16 protein-coding genes are annotated in these 18,889 nt (G+C 66.1%); 11 read left to right on the top strand and 5 right to left on the bottom strand.

The features are described from left to right. The first annotated feature begins 9 nt into the window (after positions 1–9). The 6 genes from JF542_RS20595 to purU all read left to right on the top strand — a co-directional run bounded on the left by JF542_RS20595 (position 10) and on the right by purU (position 7,559). The gene (locus JF542_RS20595) at positions 10–1,263 is read left to right on the top strand and encodes a sarcosine oxidase subunit beta family protein (RefSeq protein ID WP_207077233.1); all 1,254 of its coding nucleotides are present in this window, start codon (positions 10–12) and stop codon (positions 1,261–1,263) included. Positions 1,264–1,280: 17 nt separating this feature from the next. Beyond that, entirely contained in the window at positions 1,281–1,583 is a 303-nt protein-coding gene (locus JF542_RS20590; RefSeq protein ID WP_207077232.1) for a sarcosine oxidase subunit delta, read from the top strand. Continuing rightward, complete coding sequence (locus JF542_RS20585; RefSeq protein ID WP_207077231.1) at positions 1,580–4,570, top strand: sarcosine oxidase subunit alpha; 2,991 nt, start codon at positions 1,580–1,582, stop codon at positions 4,568–4,570. The genes JF542_RS20590 and JF542_RS20585 overlap by 4 nt, the downstream gene beginning before the upstream one ends. 10 nt (positions 4,571–4,580) lie before the next feature. Then, entirely contained in the window at positions 4,581–5,135 is a 555-nt protein-coding gene (locus tag JF542_RS20580) for an aminomethyltransferase family protein (RefSeq protein WP_207077230.1), read from the top strand. 107 nt (positions 5,136–5,242) lie between these two features. Next, the gene (locus tag JF542_RS20575) at positions 5,243–6,652 is read left to right on the top strand and encodes an L-serine ammonia-lyase (protein WP_207077229.1); all 1,410 of its coding nucleotides are present in this window, start codon (positions 5,243–5,245) and stop codon (positions 6,650–6,652) included. A gap of 22 nt (positions 6,653–6,674) precedes the next feature. After that, the gene (gene purU, locus JF542_RS20570) at positions 6,675–7,559 is read left to right on the top strand and encodes a formyltetrahydrofolate deformylase (RefSeq protein ID WP_007797911.1); all 885 of its coding nucleotides are present in this window, start codon (positions 6,675–6,677) and stop codon (positions 7,557–7,559) included. Between the two features lie 297 nt (positions 7,560–7,856). Here the strand turns inward: purU and JF542_RS20565 are convergent, their stop codons facing one another. The 5 genes from JF542_RS20565 to JF542_RS20545 form a co-directional block, all read right to left on the bottom strand. Further along, positions 7,857–8,240 carry a response regulator gene (locus JF542_RS20565; protein WP_007797914.1) on the bottom strand — a complete coding sequence of 128 codons (384 nt, stop codon included), beginning with the start codon at positions 8,238–8,240 and terminating at the stop codon, positions 7,857–7,859. Beyond that, complete coding sequence (locus JF542_RS20560; RefSeq protein WP_207077228.1) at positions 8,233–11,697, bottom strand: CheR family methyltransferase; 3,465 nt, start codon at positions 11,695–11,697, stop codon at positions 8,233–8,235. The genes JF542_RS20565 and JF542_RS20560 overlap by 8 nt, the downstream gene beginning before the upstream one ends. 19 nt (positions 11,698–11,716) lie before the next feature. Further along, entirely contained in the window at positions 11,717–12,265 is a 549-nt protein-coding gene (locus tag JF542_RS20555) for a PAS domain-containing protein (RefSeq protein ID WP_007797918.1), read from the bottom strand. A 114-nt stretch (positions 12,266–12,379) separates the two neighbouring features. Continuing rightward, a complete protein-coding gene (locus JF542_RS20550; RefSeq protein WP_242533866.1) occupies positions 12,380–13,204 on the bottom strand; it encodes a GNAT family N-acetyltransferase in 825 nt (274 codons plus the stop codon). Continuing rightward, on the bottom strand, positions 13,201–13,893 hold the full coding sequence (locus tag JF542_RS20545) for a GntR family transcriptional regulator (RefSeq protein WP_007797924.1): 693 nt from the start codon (positions 13,891–13,893) through the stop codon (positions 13,201–13,203). The genes JF542_RS20550 and JF542_RS20545 overlap by 4 nt, the downstream gene beginning before the upstream one ends. Before the next feature lie 221 nt (positions 13,894–14,114). Here JF542_RS20545 and JF542_RS20540 point away from each other — a divergent pair, with 221 nt between their 5' ends. From JF542_RS20540 to JF542_RS20520, 5 genes are all read left to right on the top strand, one after another. Continuing rightward, positions 14,115–15,092 (top strand): ABC transporter ATP-binding protein, encoded by a 978-nt coding sequence (locus tag JF542_RS20540; RefSeq protein WP_007797928.1) that lies wholly within the window; start codon positions 14,115–14,117, stop codon positions 15,090–15,092. A gap of 44 nt (positions 15,093–15,136) precedes the next feature. Next, the gene (locus JF542_RS20535; protein WP_207077262.1) at positions 15,137–16,402 is read left to right on the top strand and encodes an extracellular solute-binding protein; all 1,266 of its coding nucleotides are present in this window, start codon (positions 15,137–15,139) and stop codon (positions 16,400–16,402) included. Between the two features lie 153 nt (positions 16,403–16,555). Further along, positions 16,556–17,392: an ABC transporter permease gene (locus tag JF542_RS20530; RefSeq protein ID WP_040545310.1), complete on the top strand. Its 837-nt coding sequence runs from the start codon at positions 16,556–16,558 to the stop codon at positions 17,390–17,392. A 1-nt stretch (position 17,393) separates the two neighbouring features. Further along, positions 17,394–18,233 (top strand): ABC transporter permease, encoded by an 840-nt coding sequence (locus JF542_RS20525; protein ID WP_007797935.1) that lies wholly within the window; start codon positions 17,394–17,396, stop codon positions 18,231–18,233. Positions 18,234–18,242: 9 nt separating this feature from the next. Further along, positions 18,243–18,884, top strand: coding sequence for an aspartate/glutamate racemase family protein (locus JF542_RS20520; protein ID WP_207077227.1), 642 nt, complete (start codon positions 18,243–18,245; stop codon positions 18,882–18,884). Positions 18,885–18,889: the final 5 nt, after the last annotated feature.

Genomic DNA, 18,889 nt, shown 5'->3' with positions numbered 1-18,889 from the left:
GGCCGACTCATGACGCGCTTCAACGCCTTTTCCCTCCTCAAGAACGCCCTGAGCGGCCACAAGAACTGGACCGAGCAGTGGCCGGACAGCCAGCCGAAAGACGAGTACGACGTGATCATCGTCGGCGCTGGCGGTCACGGCCTCGGTGCGGCCTACTACCTTGCCACCCAGCACGGCATCACCAACATCGCGGTGATCGACAAGGGCTGGCTCGGCGGCGGCAACACCGGCCGCAACACCACGATCATCCGCTCGAACTATCTCTACGACGAGAGCGCGCGGCTGTTCGATCACGCGGTGGACCTGTGGCAGGGGCTGAGCCAGGAGCTCAACTACAACGTCATGTATTCCAACCGTGGCGTGCTGATGCTGGCGCACAACGTGCACGACGTGCAGAGCTTCAAGCGCCACGTCCACGCGAACCGGCTGAACGGCGTCGACAACCGCTGGCTGACCACCGAAGAGTGCAAGGAATACTGCCCGCCGCTCAACGTCTCGCCCAATGCCCGCTACCCGGTGATGGGCGGTGCGCTGCAGCAGCGCGCCGGCACCGCGCGCCATGACGCGGTCGCTTGGGGCTATGCCCGTGGCGCGGCGATGCGCGGCGTCGACATCATCCAGAACTGCCCGGTCACCGCGATCCGCCGCAACGCCGACGGCTCGGTGGCAGGGGTCGAGACCGGCAAGGGCTTCATCAAGGCCAAGAAGGTCGCGGTGTCCGCCGCCGGCCACACCTCGGTGGTGATGGAGACCGCCGGTGTGCGCCTGCCGCTCGAGAGCTACCCGCTGCAGGCTCTGGTCTCTGAGCCGGTCAAGCCGATCTTCCCCTGCGTGGTGATGTCGAACGCGGTGCACGCCTATATCAGCCAGTCCGACAAGGGCGAGCTGGTGATCGGCTCTGGCACTGACCAGTACACCTCCTACAGCCAGCGCGGCGGCCTGCCGCTGATCGAGCACACCGTGGCCGCGATCACCGAGGTGTTCCCGATCTTCAACCGCATGCGGATGCTGCGCAAATGGGGTGGTATCGTCGACGTGACCCCGGACCGCTCGGCGATCATCTCGAAGACGCCCGTCTCGGGGCTCTACGTCAACTGCGGCTGGGGGACCGGCGGCTTCAAGGCGACGCCGGGTGCTGCCCACACCTTCGCCTGGACCATCGCCAAGGACGAACCGCACCCGATCAACGCGCCCTTCACCATCGAGCGCTTCCGCACCGGCCGCCTGATCGACGAGGCCGCCGCCGCGGCCGTCGCCCACTAAGAACGAGGTCTCTTCCGATGCTTCTGATCCATTGCCCCTATTGCAACGAGACCCTGCCCGAGGCCGAGTTCACCTATGCCGGTCAGGCCCACATCGTTCGCGCCGAGGATCCGTCCAGCCAGAGCGATGACCAGTGGGAGGAATTCCTCTTCATCCGCGCCAACGTGAAGGGCCCGCATTACGAACGCTGGCGGCACTTCCACGGCTGTGGCCGTTATTTCAACGCGGTGCGCGACACCGTGTCGGACAAGTTCCTCACCACCTACGAGGCGGGCGCCCCGCGTCCCGATCTCGCCAGCCTCACGGAGGGTCTGAAATGAGCCAGTATCGCGTTTCCGGCCGCGGTCGCGTCGACACCTCGCGCCCCGTCACCTTCACCTTCGACGGCAAGCGCTATACCGGCGGGCGCGGCGACACCGTCGCCTCGGCGCTGCTGGCCAACGGCGTGCACCTTATGGGCCGCTCGTTCAAGTATCACCGCCCGCGCGGTGCCGTGGCCGCAGGCAGCGAAGAGCCCAACGCGCTGATCGGCACCCGCCGCGGCGCCGGTCGTTTCGAGCCCAACACCCGCGCCACGGTGCAGGAGATCTGGGAAGGCCTCGAGACCAGCTCGCAGAACAAGTACCCGAGCCTCAAGTTCGACGTGGGGGCGGTGAACGATGCCGCCTACATGCTGTTCTCGGCCGGCTTCTACTACAAGACCTTCATGTGGCCGAAGAGCTTCTGGGACAAGGTCTACGAGCCCTTCATCCGGGCGGCTGCCGGTCTCGGCGTGTCGCCCACCGAGGAAGACCCCGACCACTACGCTTCGCGCTACCTGCATTGCGACGTGCTGATCGTCGGTGCGGGCCCCACGGGCCTTGCCGCGGCGCGCGCTGCCGCCGTCGACGGGCTCAAGGTCGTGGTCGTCGACGAGAACCCGGAAGCGGGCGGCACGCTGCTGTCCGAGCCGCAGGCCGAGATCTCGGGCCGCCCCGCCTGGGACTGGCTTGCCGCCGAGGTCGCCGAACTCGAGGCGCTGGGCGTGACCATCATGACCCGCACCACCGCCATCGGCTACTACCACCAGAACATGATCGGCCTTGTGCAGAAGCTCACCGATCACCTGCCGAAGCTGCCCGACGACACTCCGCGCGAGCGCATGTGGCGCGTGCGGGCCGGTCAGGTCGTGCTGGCGCAGGGTGCACTCGAGAAGCCGCTGGTGTTCCACGGCAACGACCGCCCCGGCGTGATGCTGGCGGGCTCGGCGCAGACCTTCCTCAACCGCTACGGCGTGCTGGTGGGCAAGTCGCCGGTCGTGCTGACTTCGCATGACAGCGCGTGGTACGCCGCCTTCGATCTCGCCGATGCCGGTGCCAAGGTGCAGGCCATCGTCGACACCCGCGAGGGCGTCCGCGAGGAACTGCAGGCCGAGGCGCGCAAGCGCAACATTCCGGTGAAGCTCTCGCACACCGGCACCGCCACCAGCGGTCGCCTGCGCGTGTCGTCGCTGCGGGTGAACCCGGTCTCCGGCGGCACCGTCGGCGCCGGGACGGAGATCAAGTGCGACGCGGTGCTGATGTCGGGCGGCTGGACGCCCTCGCTGCACCTCTTCTCGCACACCAAGGGCTCGCTCGCCTGGGACGACGACCGCACCACCTTCCTGCCCGAGAAGACGCCGGAGGATTGCGTCATCGCCGGCGCGAGCCGTGGTCTCTGGGGCATCGAGGCGGCGCTCAAGGACGGTGCCGAGAAGGGCCGCGAGATCGTCGCCGCGCTGGGCAAGACCGGCGCAGAGGTGAGCTATTCGGTCGCCAATGACCGCCCGGGCTCCGGCGTGTCGCACAAGGAGCTGCCGACCGACCGTAGCCCCGGCAAGGCCAAGGCCTTTGTCGACTACCAGAACGACGTGACCGCCAAGGACCTGCGCCTTGCTGTGCGCGAGGGGATGCGCTCGATCGAGCACGTCAAGCGCTACACCACCAACGGCATGGCCACCGACCAGGGCAAGATGTCCAACATCAACGGCCTGAACATCGCCGCCGATGCGCTGGGCAAGGCGCCGCCGCAGGTCGGTCTGACGACCTTCCGTCCGCCCTACACGCCGACCTCCTTCGGCGCCTTCGCGGGCTACCATCGCGGTGCGCATTTCGAAGTCACGCGCAAGACCCAGATCGACCCCTGGGCCGAGGAGAACGGCGCGGTGTTCGAGCCGGTCGGCCAGTGGCGCCGGGCGTGGTACTTCCCCAAGGCAGGCGAGAGCATGGATGACGCGGTGCGCCGCGAATGCGCCGCCACCCGCGAGAGCGTCGGTATCTTCGATGCCTCGACGCTGGGCAAGATCGAGGTCGTGGGGCCGGATGCGGTCGAGTTCATGAACCGCATGTACACCAACCCCTGGACCAAGCTCGGCATCGGCCGCTGCCGCTATGGCCTGCTGCTGGGCGATGACGGCTACATCCGCGACGACGGCGTGATCGGTCGCATGGGGCAGGACCTGTTCCATGTCACCACCACCACCGGCGGGGCGGCCCGGGTGCTCAACATGATGGAGGACTACCTTCAGACCGAGTGGCCCGACCTCAACGTCTGGCTCACCTCGACCACCGAGCAGTGGTCCACCGTGGCGCTGAACGGCCCCAACGCCGCCAAGCTGCTGGCGCCGCTGGTCGAGGGCGTCGAACTGACCGAAGAGACCTTCCCGCACATGTCCTGCGTGGAATGCACCGTCGCCGGGATGCCGGCACGGCTGTTCCGCGTCAGCTTCACCGGCGAGATCGGCTTCGAGGTCAACGTGCCGGCGCCCATGGGCCGCAAGCTCTGGGAGACGCTCTGGGAGGCGGGCCAGCAATACGGCATCACCGCCTATGGCACCGAGACCATGCACGTGCTGCGCGCCGAGAAGGGCTACATCATCGTCGGTCAGGACACCGACGGCACCGTCACGCCCTTCGATGCGGGCATGGGCTGGGCCGTGGGCAAGAAGAAGCCCGACTTCGTCGGCAAGCGCGGTCTGGCCCGTCCCGACCTCGTGGCCGAGGGCCGCAAGCAACTCGTGGGCCTGCTGACCGAGGACAACTCGAAGCTCGAGGAGGGGGCGCAGATCGTCTTCGACCCGAACCAGCCGGTGCCGATGAAGATGGTCGGCCACGTGACCTCGTCCTACGACGTGGGCACCTCCGGCCGGCCCATCGCGCTGGCGCTGGTCGAGGGCGGGCAGTCCCGCATGGGCGAGATCGTCCACATCCCGATGCCCGACCGCACCATTGCCGCCAAGATCACCTCGACGATCTTCGTCGATCCCGAAAACGCCCGTCTGAAGATCTGAGGAGAAGAGCATGAACGCACCCGTATCGTCCTTCACCCCCGGCACGCTGGTCGAGACCTCGGCCGCCAGCGTCTCGGCTGCGATGCCCTGCACGCGCCTGTCGCTGCGCGCCCGTGGTGATCTCGCGCCCTTCGAGGCGGCGCTTGGCCTGTCGCTCGGCGGTCACATCGGCAGCCGCTCCTCCTCCGACGCGCTCGAGGCGATGCGCCTCGGCCCGGACGAGTGGATCCTGCACAGCCGCAGCGGCGATGTCGCGGACGTGGTTGCAGCCATGTCGGCGCTCTACGACAGCCACCCGCACAGCCTTGTCGACGTGTCGGGCCGCGAAGTCACCCTCGTGATCAAGGGCGAGCGCGCGGCCGAGCTGCTGACGCTGGGCTGCCCGCGCAACATCGACACCATCCCGCCCGGGGCCGGGCGCCGCACAGCCTTTGACGGCGTGACGGTCGTGCTGTGGCGCGACGGCGAGACCAGCTTCCGCATGGATGTCTGGAACACCTTTGCACCGCATGTCTACGATCTGCTGGCGATCGGCTGTCGCGAGCTTGCGGCGGAAAGCCACTGATCCGGTAGACGCGCAGTCTGGACGGGATAGTGTTCATCCCGTCCGGCACCCTTGGCCTTCGGCCTCTTTCCGTTCCCGCCGGCGCAAGCCATGCAAGGAGAGCAGCGATGTTCCTGTCGGTCTTCGACGTCTTCAAGATCGGTATCGGCCCCTCGTCGTCTCACACGATGGGGCCGATGGTTGCCGCGGCGCGCTTTCTCGACGACCTGCGGGGCGGGGCCGAAAAGATCCCCGGCGCCGGCACTGTGCACCGGCTGGCCGCGAGCCTGCACGGCTCACTGGCCTGGACGGGCAAGGGCCACGCAACCGACCGCGCGGTGATCCTCGGCTTCTGCGGCCTGTCGCCCGAGACCCTCGATCCCGACAAGGCGGAAGCGCTGGAAGAGACCGTGCGCCGGGAGGGCATGGTGCATCCTGACGGGCTCGAGCCGCTGGCCTTCGACACCCAGAACGACCTGGTCTTCGATTTCGGCCCGCCGCTGCCGGGCCATGCCAACGGCATGGTGCTCAAGGCCTATGACGAGGCCGGCAACACCTATCACCAGCAGACCTATTACTCGGTGGGAGGCGGCTTCGTCCTCACCGCCGCCGAGCTCGAGGCGCAGCGCGCCGGGGCGCACGATCTGCACGAGGAAAAGGTCTCGCACGCCTTTCCCTATCCCTTTGGCACCGCTGCGGAGATGCTCGAGATGGGCGTGACCTCCGGGCTCAGCATTGCGCAGATGAAGCGCGCCAATGAGCAGGTGCTGCATGGCGCGGGGCTCGACGACCGCATCGACCGCATCCTCGACACGATGGACGACTGCGTCGCCCGCGGCCTGACGCAGGAGGGCATCCTGCCGGGCGGGCTCAAGGTCCGCCGGCGGGCCAAGGCGATCCACGATCAGCTGCAGGCCGAGCGCGGCATGAACCTCGCGCAGCCGCATCAGGCCAATGACTGGATGAGCGTCTACGCCATGGCGGTGAACGAGGAGAACGCCGCCGGCGGTCGGGTGGTGACGTCGCCGACCAACGGTGCGGCGGGCGTGGTGCCGGCGGTGCTGCGCTACTACCGCGATCACTGCGTCGGCGCGACCCGCGCGGGCTGCCGCGACCTGCTGTTGACCGCGGCGGCGATCGGCGGGCTGATCAAGCACAACGCCTCGATCTCGGGCGCTGAGGCCGGCTGCCAGGCCGAGGTCGGCAGTGCCGCGGCGATGGCCGCCGCCGGGCTTTGCGCGGTGCTGGGCGGCAACAACGAGCAGGTCGAGAACGCCGCCGAGATCGCGCTGGAGCATCATCTTGGCATGACCTGCGATCCCGCCGCCGGGCTGGTGCAGGTGCCTTGCATCGAGCGCAACGCGCTCGGCGCCATCAAGGCGGTCTCCGCCGCCTCCCTCGCCCTGCGCGGCGACGGTCAGCATTTCATGCCGCTCGACAACTGCATCCGCGTGATGCTGCAGACGGGGCAGGACATGAACGAGAAATACAAGGAAACCTCCACCGGCGGAATTGCAGTCAACCTGCCGGAATGCTGAGACAACGAAAGGTCCAACAGGAATGTCCCAGATTATCCTGACCGTCGCCTGCCCGGTGCGCTCCGGCATCGTCGCCGCGATCTCCACCTTCCTCGCCGAGCAGGGCTGCAACATCCATGACAGCTCGCAATTCTCGGATATCGGCAATGACCGCTTCTTCATGCGGCTGAGCTTCGAGAGCGAGCAGGGCAGGAGCCGCGAGGCGCTGGCCGAAGGGTTTGCTGCCACCGCACAGAGCTTTGGCATGGAGTTCGCCTTCCACGATCCGAGCGAGAAGATGAAGGTCATCATCATGGTCTCGCGCTTCGGGCATTGCCTCAACGACCTGCTGTACCGCTGGCGCATCGGGGCGCTTCCGATCGACATCGTGGCGGTGATCTCGAACCATATGGACTACCAGAAGGTGGTGGTGAACCACGACATCCCGTTCCACTGCATCAAGGTGACCAAGGCCAACAAGCCCGAGGCCGAGGCCGAGCAGATGCGCATCGTGCGCGAGACCGGCGCCGAGCTGATCGTGCTGGCGCGCTACATGCAGATCCTCTCGGACGAGATGTGCACCGAGATGTCGGGGCGGATCATCAACATCCATCACTCGTTCCTGCCGTCCTTCAAGGGGGCCAACCCCTACAAGCAGGCTTTCGAGCGCGGCGTGAAGCTGATCGGGGCGACCTCGCATTACGTCACCGCCGATCTGGATGAAGGCCCGATCATCGAGCAGGACACGGTGCGCGTGACCCACGCGCAAAGCCCGTCCGACTACGTCTCGCTCGGGCGCGACGTGGAAAGCCAGGTGCTGTCCCGCGCCATCCACGCGCACATGCACCGCCGCGTGTTCCTCAACGGCGACAAGACCGTGGTCTTCCCGGCCTCGCCCGGGGAATACGCCTCCGAGCGCATGGGCTGACACCGGCCAACCGGGGGCTCTGCCCCCGTCCGCGTGCCGCGGACTCCCCCGAGGTATTTTGAAACCAGAGAAGCCAGGAGCGCTGCGCTCCTGGCTTCTCTTCGTCAAAAATACTCCCGCCGGAGGCGTCCGTCAGAGCCGCCTGAACTTGCGTGGGCTTGCGTGCGGAGAAGGGGGCCGCTCTCGAGCATACGCGACCGATGCAAAATGCGATGGCCGCGGGTCCGCTACACGCGGTAGAAGCTTGCGCCCACCGGGGCGGTCCCCGCGGGGTGGGCGGCCTCTTCTTGGCGGCGGTCAGTGCGCCGGGCTGGCGGAGCAGACCTTCTGCAACGCGTGTTGCAGGCGCTTGGTGTCGATGGGCTTGTGACAGCACATGGCGTTGCCGTATTTCTCGGCGATGTCGGAGTCCTGCACATGGCCGGAATGGAACACCAGCCCGACACCCAGCTCGTTGAGCTTGTCGGCCAGCGGGAAGACCTCGCCATCGCGCAGTCGCACATCAAGCACCGCCATGTCGGGGCGGACCTCGTTCAGCGCCTTCAGACCCTTGGAGAAACTGTCGAACGGACCGATGACCTCGTAGCCGAACTCCTCGAGCAGCAGCTGCAGGTCGAGGGCGACGATATACTCGTCCTCGCAGAGCAGCACAGTGGGCTTCGAGCCATCGCCATCAGTCATTCCGCAGTAGGGGCCCATAGGTCAAGGTCATCCTTCGTTCGTGTTCACCAAACTCCACCGAGACCGACCCGTTGAGCTGGACAGCAGACAGCTGCACAAGCGTCGAGCCGAAGCCGGACGCACCATTGTCCGGCTCAACTTCGGCAGTGTGGATTTCGTTCCACGTGAGAATAACCCCGCCGTCGGTTTTTCGTTCCCAAAGCACTTCGAGCCGTCCTTCGCACGGTCCGAGCACGCCGTATTTGGCCGCGTTGGTGGCCCATTCATGGAGCAGCAGCGACAGCGCCGTGAGGTCCTGATCCTCAACCTCGACCGTCGGTCCGGCAACGTGATAGCCCGCCTGACCGGCATAGGGTTCGAGCGAGGCGCGCACCGTGTCCTCGAGCGTCAGCGAACGGCTGCCGGGGCGGCGCTGGGTCAGGTCGTGCGAACGCGCCAGCGCATTCACCCGGGTCTGGATGCCGTCGACCAGATCCTCGACCGAGTCGGTCGCGCGCCCGGCGATGCGCACCATCCCCGAGATGATCGAGAACATGTTCTTCACCCGGTGGTTCATCTCACGCAGCATCATCTCGCGGATGTCGCGGGCCTCCTGCTCGGCGGTGATGTCGAACAGAACGCCCAGAACCCGGGCCGCGCGCTTGCTGTGCACGCGCCGGCCGACCACCCGCACCGAGCGGTACTTCGGCCCGGTGCCTGCGCGCTTGAACGTCAGGTCGATGGCATCGCCCTCGCTTGTCAGGCCGGCGATGGCCGCCTTGACGCTGTCGGCGTCGTCGGGATGCACGGTGTCGAGCAGGCTCTCGAGCGACAGCGCATTGGCGTCGACGCCAAGCACGCCGCAGCCGGTCTCGTCGAGCCGCAGGCTGCTCAGGATCGGGTCGAACTCCCACACCCCCAGCGACGACACGTCGAGCGCCAGCCGCAGCCGCTCACCCTCGTGCTTGAGCGCCTCCTCGAGACGGATGGCGTCGGTCAGCTCGGTGAACACCAGCGTGGCGCCGTCGATCTCGCCCTCGCGGGTGCGGTAGGGGGTGATGACAAGCGACCAGGTGCGCTCTTCCTCCTCGCGGTCGCTCACCCGCATGTGGCGCACTTCGCCATCGCGCACGGTCTGCGAGATGGCGTCGAGCACATCGTCGTTGCGGCGCAGCTTGCTGGTCACCTCCGACAGCGGACGGCCGCGATCGGTGGCGCGGAACGGGTAGATGCCCTGGATCGCGTCGGTGAAGTTGCGGATCGTCAGCGTCGAGTCGACCACCACCAGCGGCAGGGCAGTGGAGGCGAAGAAGTTGCTGAGGTCGGCATTGGCGACCGACAGCTCGTCGACCTTGCCCTTGAGCTCGTCATTGACGGTCGAGAGCTCCTCGTTGGTCGACTGGAGCTCCTCGTTCATCGACATCATTTCTTCGTTGGAGCTCTTCAGCTCCTCGTTCGCGGTCTCGAGCTCCTCGACGGTGGTGTGCAGCCGCACGCGGGTGCTGCGCAGTTCGTCCTCGAGGCTCTGCACGTGGCTGTCGATGCTGTCGATATCGTCGAGATCGGCATCGTCGAGCGGCTCGAAGCTCTCGCGTTCGCGGAACACCACGAGGATTGTACCGTCCTTGAGCGGCTCGGCGATGAGGTCGAAGGCCTGCCGACCGAATTCCGACCGCGCCGTGAGATCACGGGAAATCGTGCGCCGTTTGTTCTCGCTGACCTGCCGGATGATTGCCGAGAGCGACTCGCGCGCGCCGGGCCGCGCAACCGATGGCGCGAAACGGTTGGTCTCGTCACCGGGGGAGAAATCGAGGTATTTGCCGAGCCGCCCGGTCGAGGCGAGGATTTCCCCCGCAGTGGTGACGCGCAGCGTGGCCGGCGCATAGGTCGACAGGATGCGGTCGGTCGCCCCCCCGTCGGTCCATTCACGCCGTGGCGAAGGCTCGCTCTGGCGGGCCTGGCTGTCACGGTTGGCGGTGTTGGCGGTGTCCTTGCCACGCAGGTGCAGCGGGTATTCCGGGCGGCCGTCATTGCGCCGGAAGATACGCGAGCTCTGGTCGATGGCATGGAAGGCGTGGTCATGGCGTCCCACCGTCTCGGACGGGCCAAGGAACAGCGTGCCGCCCGGCTTGATGGCGTAGTGGAAGATCGGCAGGGCCGAGTTCTGCAGCGTGTCACCGAAATAGATCAGCAGGTTGCGGCAGGACAGCAGGTCGATATTCGAGAAGGGCGGATCGCGCACGACGCTGTGCACCGAGAAGCGGATCATGTCGCGGATCTTGGCCGAGATCTTGAAGCGGCCATCGCGCGCCACCGTGTAGAGATCGCGCATCGTCTCGGGGATATCGACCAGCGCCGCCTGCGGGTACGAGGCCTCGCGCGCGATGCGCAGCATCTGCTCGTCGATGTCGGTGGCGAAGATCTGCACGTTGACCGAGCGTTTGCGGATCCGCGCCTCCTCGGCGAACATCATCGCCATGGAATAGGCTTCCTCGCCGCTCGAGCAGCCCGGCACCCAGACGCGGATCTCGTCCTCGTTGCCGGCATTGGCCACCAGAGGCTTGATCACCATTTCGCGCAGCAGGTCGAAATGCTCGGTGTCGCGGAAGAACCGCGTGACGTTGATCAGCAGCTCGCGGAACAGGATCTCACATTCCTTGGGTTCCGCCTTGATGTATTGCAGGTAGGCGTGCGCATCCGAGAGGTCGAGCACCTGGATGCGGCGCTGCACGCGGCGGATCAGGGTGGATTTCTTGTAGCCCGAGAAATCGTGGCCGACGAAGTTGCGCACCACCGTGAAGATGCCTTCGAGGTTTTCCTCGACGGTGACCGCAAGCTTCTCGCTCTTGGTCTCGCGCAGGGCATGAGCATAGAACTGGTGGATCGCCTGAACGATTTCGGAGGGGCGGCGGACGAAATCCACCAGCCCGGTGGATTGCGCCGAGGTGGGCATGCCGTCGTATCGCGCGGTGCGCGGATCCTGCACGATGCACAGCCCGCCATGCTCCTTGATGGCGCGCAGCCCGGCGCTGCCATCGGCGCCGGTGCCGGAGAGGATCACGCAGGCGCCGAAGCGGCCCTGATCGAGCGCGAGGCTCTCGAAGAAATCGTCGATCGGCCGGCGCAGCCCGCGCGGCTGGGCGAACTCGGTGAGGTTCAGAACGCCGTCCGTGATCGACAAGCCAAAGCCCGGCGGGATGATGTAGACATTTCCCGCCTCGACCTTTTCACCTCCCGAGGCCTGCGTCACGCTGAGCGAGGTGTGCCGGCCCAGAAGCTCGGCCAGCAGGCTTTCGTGGTTGGGATCGAGATGCTGGATCACAACGTAGGAGAGGTTGCTGTCCGGCTTGGCCTCGGTCAGCATCTCGCGGATCGCCTCGAGCCCGCCTGCCGAGGCGCCGACGCCGATGATGCAGAGCCGTTCGCTGTCGCGGGTTGCGTCGTCCTCGAGGGACTTGTTGGTCTTGTCGTCTTTCATCGTCCGCCTGATCAAGGGCCTAGCGCTGGCTGTCGTCGAAGGTCAATTTTGCCATCAGGGCGATCGAATCCGCAAGAAGCCCTGCCGACCCCATCATGGCGAGACCGAATTCGCGTCCGATCTGACCGACATCCGAAAGCACATCCTGCAGTTTCTCGTCATTGAGCGAGATCTGCGAGCGCTTGAGGGCAGTGGTCATGTCGAACTGCGACGCGAGAATAAACTGGGGCTGACCCCCGGTGTCTTTTAACCGTGACATAAAAACGTAGTTATGAAACGCAGACCCGTCCTTGCGATAATTGAGGATCGGAAAGCGCCCGCTGTCGCCGCCGTTTCCATGCACGAAGTCATGCAGCGGCTGACGGGCGGAGTCGGTCGTGTCGGGGCCCTGCAGGAAGCGGCAGTTATGGCCAACCACCTCGTCCTCGGAATAGCCGGTCATGTCGCAGAACGCCTTGTTCACCACCAGAAGCGGCGCGTCGTCCTCAATGGCAGACAAGGCAAGCGCGACGCCCGACTTCTTGATGTAGTCGTGCAGCGCCGGGGGAAGGTCGAGCTGATTGATCATGGCCGTATGATGGTACCGACGGAACGCGTCTTCAAGAAGATGACGCGGCGTTCCTTGGAGGCAAGGGGAATAATCGCGTAGAGCCGTTTCTTGTCGGTTTCCCCGGCCCCGATGTCAACCGAGCTCGAGCGTCGCCACCGCGTAGAGCATATCGGATTCGAAGATCGGCGCGCCGCGATACATGCGCGCGGTCTCGAAGCCGGGCGCGAGGCCCAGCTCGCGGCAGATGCCGGTCAGGGTGCGGTCCGAGGCGGGCACGTCAATCGACACGTCGGCCTCGCCCGAGATCGCGGCAGCGGCCTGCAGCAGGTTGCGCGCCTGCACGTCCGAGCGCGCCACCAAGGGGCCGATCTTGTAGCCGTCGCGGCATTCGCGGATCACCACCATGCCGGTGCCATCAGCGGTGATGAAGCCGTGCCGGGTCGGGGCGGGCCGGAACCACTGGGTCAGGAAGCGCGGCTTGGCGACGCCCGAGGCCACCGCCTCGAGCTCGGTCATGCGCCCGATATCGGCGGCGTTGGCGGGGCGGGTGTCGGCGGCGGGGCCGGAGGCCAGCGGGCCGGTGTGGCGCACGGTGGAGCCCACCAGTTCGAAGCCGCTCTTGATGTAGTTCTCCTGCTGCTCGGGCACCCCGTCGAGCCCGACGGTGCGCTCGCCCGCATGCGCCATCGCTGTTTGCCAGAGCTCGTAGGCGATGCCGCGGCCGCGCGCTTCGGGCGCGCAGATGTAGAGGCCGAGGAAGGCGTAGTCGTCGGTGTGGTTGACCACCGAGATCGCGGCGAGGATCTTTTCGTCCTCGACGGCGATGAAAAAGCCGTCCGGGTCGGCGGCGTGGAACGGGGCGGTATCGTCGAGCCCGGGGTTCCAGCCTTCGGCGGCGGCCCAGTCCAGCACAAGGCCGAGGTCAGCCTTTGTCATGCGGCGGTGCGTGACGCTCATGCAAGCGCATCCTTCAGTGAGAGTGAGCCCGGAGGCGTCTGGCGCAGATCGAGCAGCGACAGAAGGTCAACGAGATGACTGGACATCAGTTCTTCGGCGGCAATGCCATCGCCGCGGGCCAGCGCCTCGATCAGCGCGTCGTGAGCGTGGCTTTCGCACAACGCGTTCTGCCGCCGCCAGTAGAGCGCGATCACCAGTGACGAACGCGAGATCAGCTGTCGGATGAAATCCTCGATCGTGTCCTGATCGGCGATCTTGGCGATCTGGATATGGAACTCGCCCGACAGCATCAGCGCGCGACCGCTGTCGCCTTCGCGCATGGCGGCGTGCTCGGCGTCGATATGCTCGCGCAGCAGCGCGATGTCGGCAGGCGTGGCGCGTTCGGCTGCCGAGCGCGCGGTGCGCGGCTCGAGCAGGGCGCGGGCCTCGAACACCTCGCGCGCCTCGCGGATGCTCGGGCTGGCGACGAAAGCGCCGCGGTTGGGCTCGATTGCGACGAGCTGCTCATGCGCCAGCATCTGCAACGCTGCACGCGTCGTGGTGCGGCTGACATCGAAGATGCCGCCGACTTCGTCCTCGCTGAGCTTGGTGCCCGGGGTCAGCCGGTGGGCGTGGATGGCCTCGCGGAGCCGGTCGGCGATGTCCTCGGCCCGGCTGCGTCCTGTCGCGCTTTTTGTCTGCTTTGTCACACTCGTTCTCCGTGAGTCGGATCGTCATCCGAGGGTCGGGGAACTGCAAGGGGTGAGGATTGAGAACAGGATTGTATACGAAATTAGCCAAAATTTTAGACAATGCATTCGCGCTTTTGTCGAAGATTCCGGCAATCGCGGTTTCGGGGCGTTCGGGGTGTCGAAGAGTCTTGGGCCGGGCAGGGGGAATGGCACAGGCTTGAGGCAACAGGGGAGTGCCCATGAAGTCGGATCTGAAACTCGTCAACGTCACCAAGCGCTACGGTGAGACCGTCGCGGTGAAGTCCATCAACCACCATTTTCGCAGCGGCTCCTATGCCTGCCTGCTGGGGCCCTCGGGCTGCGGCAAGTCGACGACGCTGCGGATGATCGCCGGGCACGAGAGCGTGTCCGACGGCTCGATCGTGCTCGACGGGCGCGATGTCTCCTACCTGCCACCGGCCAAGCGCGGAACCGCGATGATGTTCCAGAGCTACGCGCTGTTCCCGCATCTCAGCGTCGCCGACAACGTCTCCTTCAGCCTCAAGATGAAGGGCGTCGACGCCACCAAGCGCCGTACCCGCGCGATGGAGATGCTCGAGCTTGTCGACATGGCCAAGCTCGGCGACCGGCTTCCGGCGCAGCTTTCGGGCGGGCAACAGCAGCGCGTGGCGCTGGCCCGCGCGCTGATCACCGAGCCGCAGGTTCTGCTGCTCGACGAGCCGCTTTCGGCGCTCGACCCGTTCCTGCGCATCCGGATGCGCGCCGAGCTGAAGAAGCTGCAGCGCGAGACCGGCATCACCTTCATTCACGTCACCCACGGGCAGGACGAGGCGCTGGCGCTCGCCGACGAGATCGTGGTGATGAACAACGCGGTGATCGAACAGGCCGGCCCCGCGCGCGAGATCTTTGATGCGCCACGCACCGCCTTCGTGGCGAAGTTCATCGGCGCACACAACGTCATCGCGCTGCCCGAGGGCAAGGTGGCGCTGCGCTCGGACGCGATCCAGCTCACCGACGCGCAGGCGGCGCAGCTCTCGGGGCGGATCACCGCCATCGAGTACCAGGGCACGCATGTGGCGCTGACCGCGATGGTCGCGGGCGAGCAGGAGGTCACCGTCCTGCTCACCGACAAGGAATTCTTCGGGGCTCCGAAAGAGACGGGCGAGGCCATCGGCCTGGCTTGGGATGCGCGCTCTGCGCATACGCTTTCGGCCTGAAGGACAAGGTCATAATAAAACAGGGAGACTGATACATGACCACGATTTCCAAGGTTCGTTACTCGCGGCGGTCGCTGCTCAAGACCGGCGGTGCCGCGCTCGCCGCCTCGGCGCTGCCGGCGCCGATGGTCTGGGGTCAGGAGACCAAGAACATCACCCTGCGCCAGTTCGGCACCGGCGTTTCGAACCTCAACGAGGTTGGCCAGAAGGTGAAGGAAGAGCTCGGCTTCACGCTCGAGATGACAGCGCTCGATTCCGACAGCGTGACCCAGCGCGCGGCCACCCAGCCCGACAGCTTCGACATCGCCGACATCGAGTACTGGATCTGCAAGAAGGTCTGGCCGACCGGCAACCTGCAGGCGATGGACACCTCGAAAATCGCCAACTACGACAAGATTGTCGGCATCTTCAAGGACGGCAAGCTGACCCCGGAGAGCGAGATCGCGCAAGGCACCGCGCCGCACACCGTGGGCTTCGTGCCGGAGCAGGGCGCCACCAGCTTCGCCGACGAGCCGACCCAGTGGATGACGCTGATCCCGACGATCTACAACGCCGACACGCTGGGCATCCGTCCCGACCTCATCGGCCGCCCGATCAACAACTGGTCCGAGCTGCTGAACCCCGAGTTCAAGGGCAAGGCCTCGATCCTCGACATCTCCTCGATCGGCATCATGGACATGGCCATGGTCTGTGAATCGATGGGCGAGATCCAGTATGGCGACAAGGGCAACATGACCCGCGAGGAGATCGACGCCACCTTCGCGATCTTCACCGAGGCCAAGCAGAACGGCCAGTTCCGCGCCTTCTGGAAGACTTTCGACGAGAGCGTCAACCTGATGGCCTCGGGCGAGGTCGTGATCCAGTCGATGTGGTCGCCGGCGATCACCGCGGTCAAGTCGCGCGGCATTCCCTGCGTCTACCAGCCGCTGGAAGAGGGCTACCGCTCCTGGGGCGGCGGCATCGGCCTGTCGAAGTCGCTCTCGGGCATGGAGCTCGATGCGGCCTATGAATACATCAACTGGTATCTCTCCGGCTGGGTCGGCGGCTTCCTGATGCGTCAGGGCTACTACTCGGCGGTTCCGGAGACCTCGAAAGAGTTCATGTCCGAGAACGAGTGGGGCTACTGGTTCGAGGGCAAGGAAGCCACCGGCGAGATCACCTCGCCCTTCGGCGACGTGCTGGCGCAGGCCGGCGAGACCCGCGACGGCGGCTCGTTCTACGACCGCATGGGCTCGGTCGCCTGCTGGAACGCCGTGATGGACGAGAACCAGTACATGGTTCGCAAGTGGAACGAGTTCATCTCCTCCTGATCCATCCAAACCAACGACTTGCCCCGGCCGTCCTCCCTTTCCGGCCGGGGCCCTTTGACCCATCGGACACGCGTCATGACGGCAGAGACCGACCCCCCCACCGCTTCTTCCGCGGCCCCCGCCGCCCGCGCCGGCCGCCGGCTGCCCGCCGCAATGGTGGCGTGGTTCCAGGCCGCGCCGCTGGCGCTGGTGCTGGGCGCCTTCCTGGTGCTGCCGATCATCATGATCGTCATCGTCAGCTTCTGGGGCGCGACCGAGTATTCGATCTACCCGGCCTTCCAGTTCGACAATTATGAATTCCTGTTCAGCTCGCCGGTGACCTACAAGGTGTTCTTCAACACCTTCAAATACGCCCTGATCACCTGGGCGGCGACGCTGCTGATCGGCTTCACGGTGGCCTATTTCCTGGCCTTCCACGTGCGCAGCCTGACCTGGCAGATCGCGCTTTTCCTGCTTTGCACGATCCCGTTCTGGACCTCGAACATCATCCGCATGATCTCGTGGATCCCGTTCCTCGGACGCAACGGCATCGCCAACTCGACGCTGATCTCCTGGGGGGTCATCGACGAGCCGCTGGAGTGGCTGCTGTTCAGCGATTTCAGCGTCATCCTCGCCTTCGTGCACCTCTACACGCTGTTCATGGTGGTGCCGATCTTCAACACCATGATGCGCATCGACCGCTCGCTGATCGAGGCCTCCTATGACGCCGGCGCCACCGGCTGGCAGACGCTCTGGCACGTGATCGTGCCGCTGACCAAGCCCGGCATCATGATCGGCACGATCTTCGTCATCACGCTGGTGATGGGCGACTTCATCACCGTGCGCTTCATGTCGGGCTCGCAATCGGCCAATGTGGGCCGGCTGATCTCCAACGATATCGGCCTGCTGCAATACCCCTCGGCGGCGGCCACGGCGGTGGTGCTGCTGGTCACCGTTCTGCTGGTGATCGGCATCCTGCTGCGCTTCGTCGACATCCGGAAGGAGCTCTGAGATGGAACGTCGCCCCCGGTCCTTCTATATCCTCGCCGCGTTCTTCGCGCTGTTCATCCTGTTCCTCTACGGGCCCACCATCACCATCGCGATCCTGAGCTTCCAGGGCCCGCAGGGCGGCCTGACCTTCCCGATGCAGGGCACCTCGCTGCACTGGTTCCGCGACCTGTTCCAGGAGCAAGCGGTGGGCGACATCTGGGGCTCGTTCCGGCGCAGCTTCGTGCTTGGCCTGATGGTCATGGTCACCACCGTCGTGGTCTCGGTCAGCGGCGGGCTCGCCTTCCGCAAGCGCTTTGCCGGTTCGGCGGTGCTGTTCTACCTGATCATCACCTCGCTGGTGATCCCGTCGATCCTCGTCTCGCTCGGCGTCGGACTGATCTTCAGCCAAGCCGGTCTCAAGGTGCACTGGGCCAGCTCCGGCTTCGGCTCGCAGCTCACCTGGACGCTGCCGTTCGGCCTGCTGATCATGTTTGCCGTGTTCAACCGCTTCGACAAATCCTTCGAAGAGGCGGCGCGCGACCAGGGCGCCACCGCCTGGCAGACCATCCGCCACGTCGTGCTGCCGATCATCGCACCCTCGCTGATCGGCGTCGCACTCTTCGGCTTCACCCTGAGCTACGACGAGTTCGCCCGCACGCTGCTCACCGCCGGAAGCTACAACACCCTGCCGCTCGAGATCTTCGGCATGACCACCAATGTCACCACGCCGGTGATCTTCGCGCTGGGCACGCTGACCACGGCCTTCTCGCTGATCGTCATCGGGGCCTTCCTTCTTACCGTCTGGCTGATGGGCCGCCGCCGCGCGCGGCAGGGCTCGGATGCCGGCAAGGGCATGGTCTGAGGGCCGGGCATGTCGATCGTTTTCGTCAATCCCAACAGCACCGAGGCGATGACCGCGACCATCGTCTCGGCAGCCCGCGCCGCCGCACCGGAGCTGCTCATCACCGGGCGCACCTCGCTCGGCGGCCCGCCCTCGATCCAGGGCGCCGCCGATGGCGATGCGGCGACCCCTCCGCTGCTCGAGATCGTGGCCGAGCTCGACGGGGCGGGCGCGGAGGGCGTGGCGATCAGCTGCTTCGACGACACCGGACTGGACGAGGCGGCGCGCCGCGCGCGCTGCCCGGTGATCGGCATCGGGCAGGCGGCTTTCCACCTCGCGGCGCTGCGCAGCTGGCGCTTCAGCGTGGTCACCACGCTGCCGATCTCGCTGCCGGTGATCGAAGGCAATATCGCGCGCTACGGGCTTGCCGGGCACTGCGCAAAGGTGCGCGCGTCGGGCGTGCCGGTTCTGGCGCTGGAGGACGATCCTGACGCCGCGCTCACCCGCATCGTCGAGGAGGCGCAGCGCGCCGAGGCCGAGGACGGGGCCGATTGCGTGATACTGGGGTGTGCCGGCATGTCTGCGCTGACCCGGCGCGCCCGCGCCGCGCTGAGCTGCCCGGTGATCGACCCGGTCGAGGCCGCCGCGCGCAGCTTTCGCCTCTTTGCCTGATCGCG

Source organism: Salipiger bermudensis (assembly GCF_017309175.1).
Classification (GTDB): Bacteria; Pseudomonadota; Alphaproteobacteria; order Rhodobacterales; family Rhodobacteraceae; genus Salipiger; species Salipiger bermudensis.
Note: the sequence above shows the minus strand (reverse complement) of the source record. Positions and strands in the feature narration are given on the sequence as shown.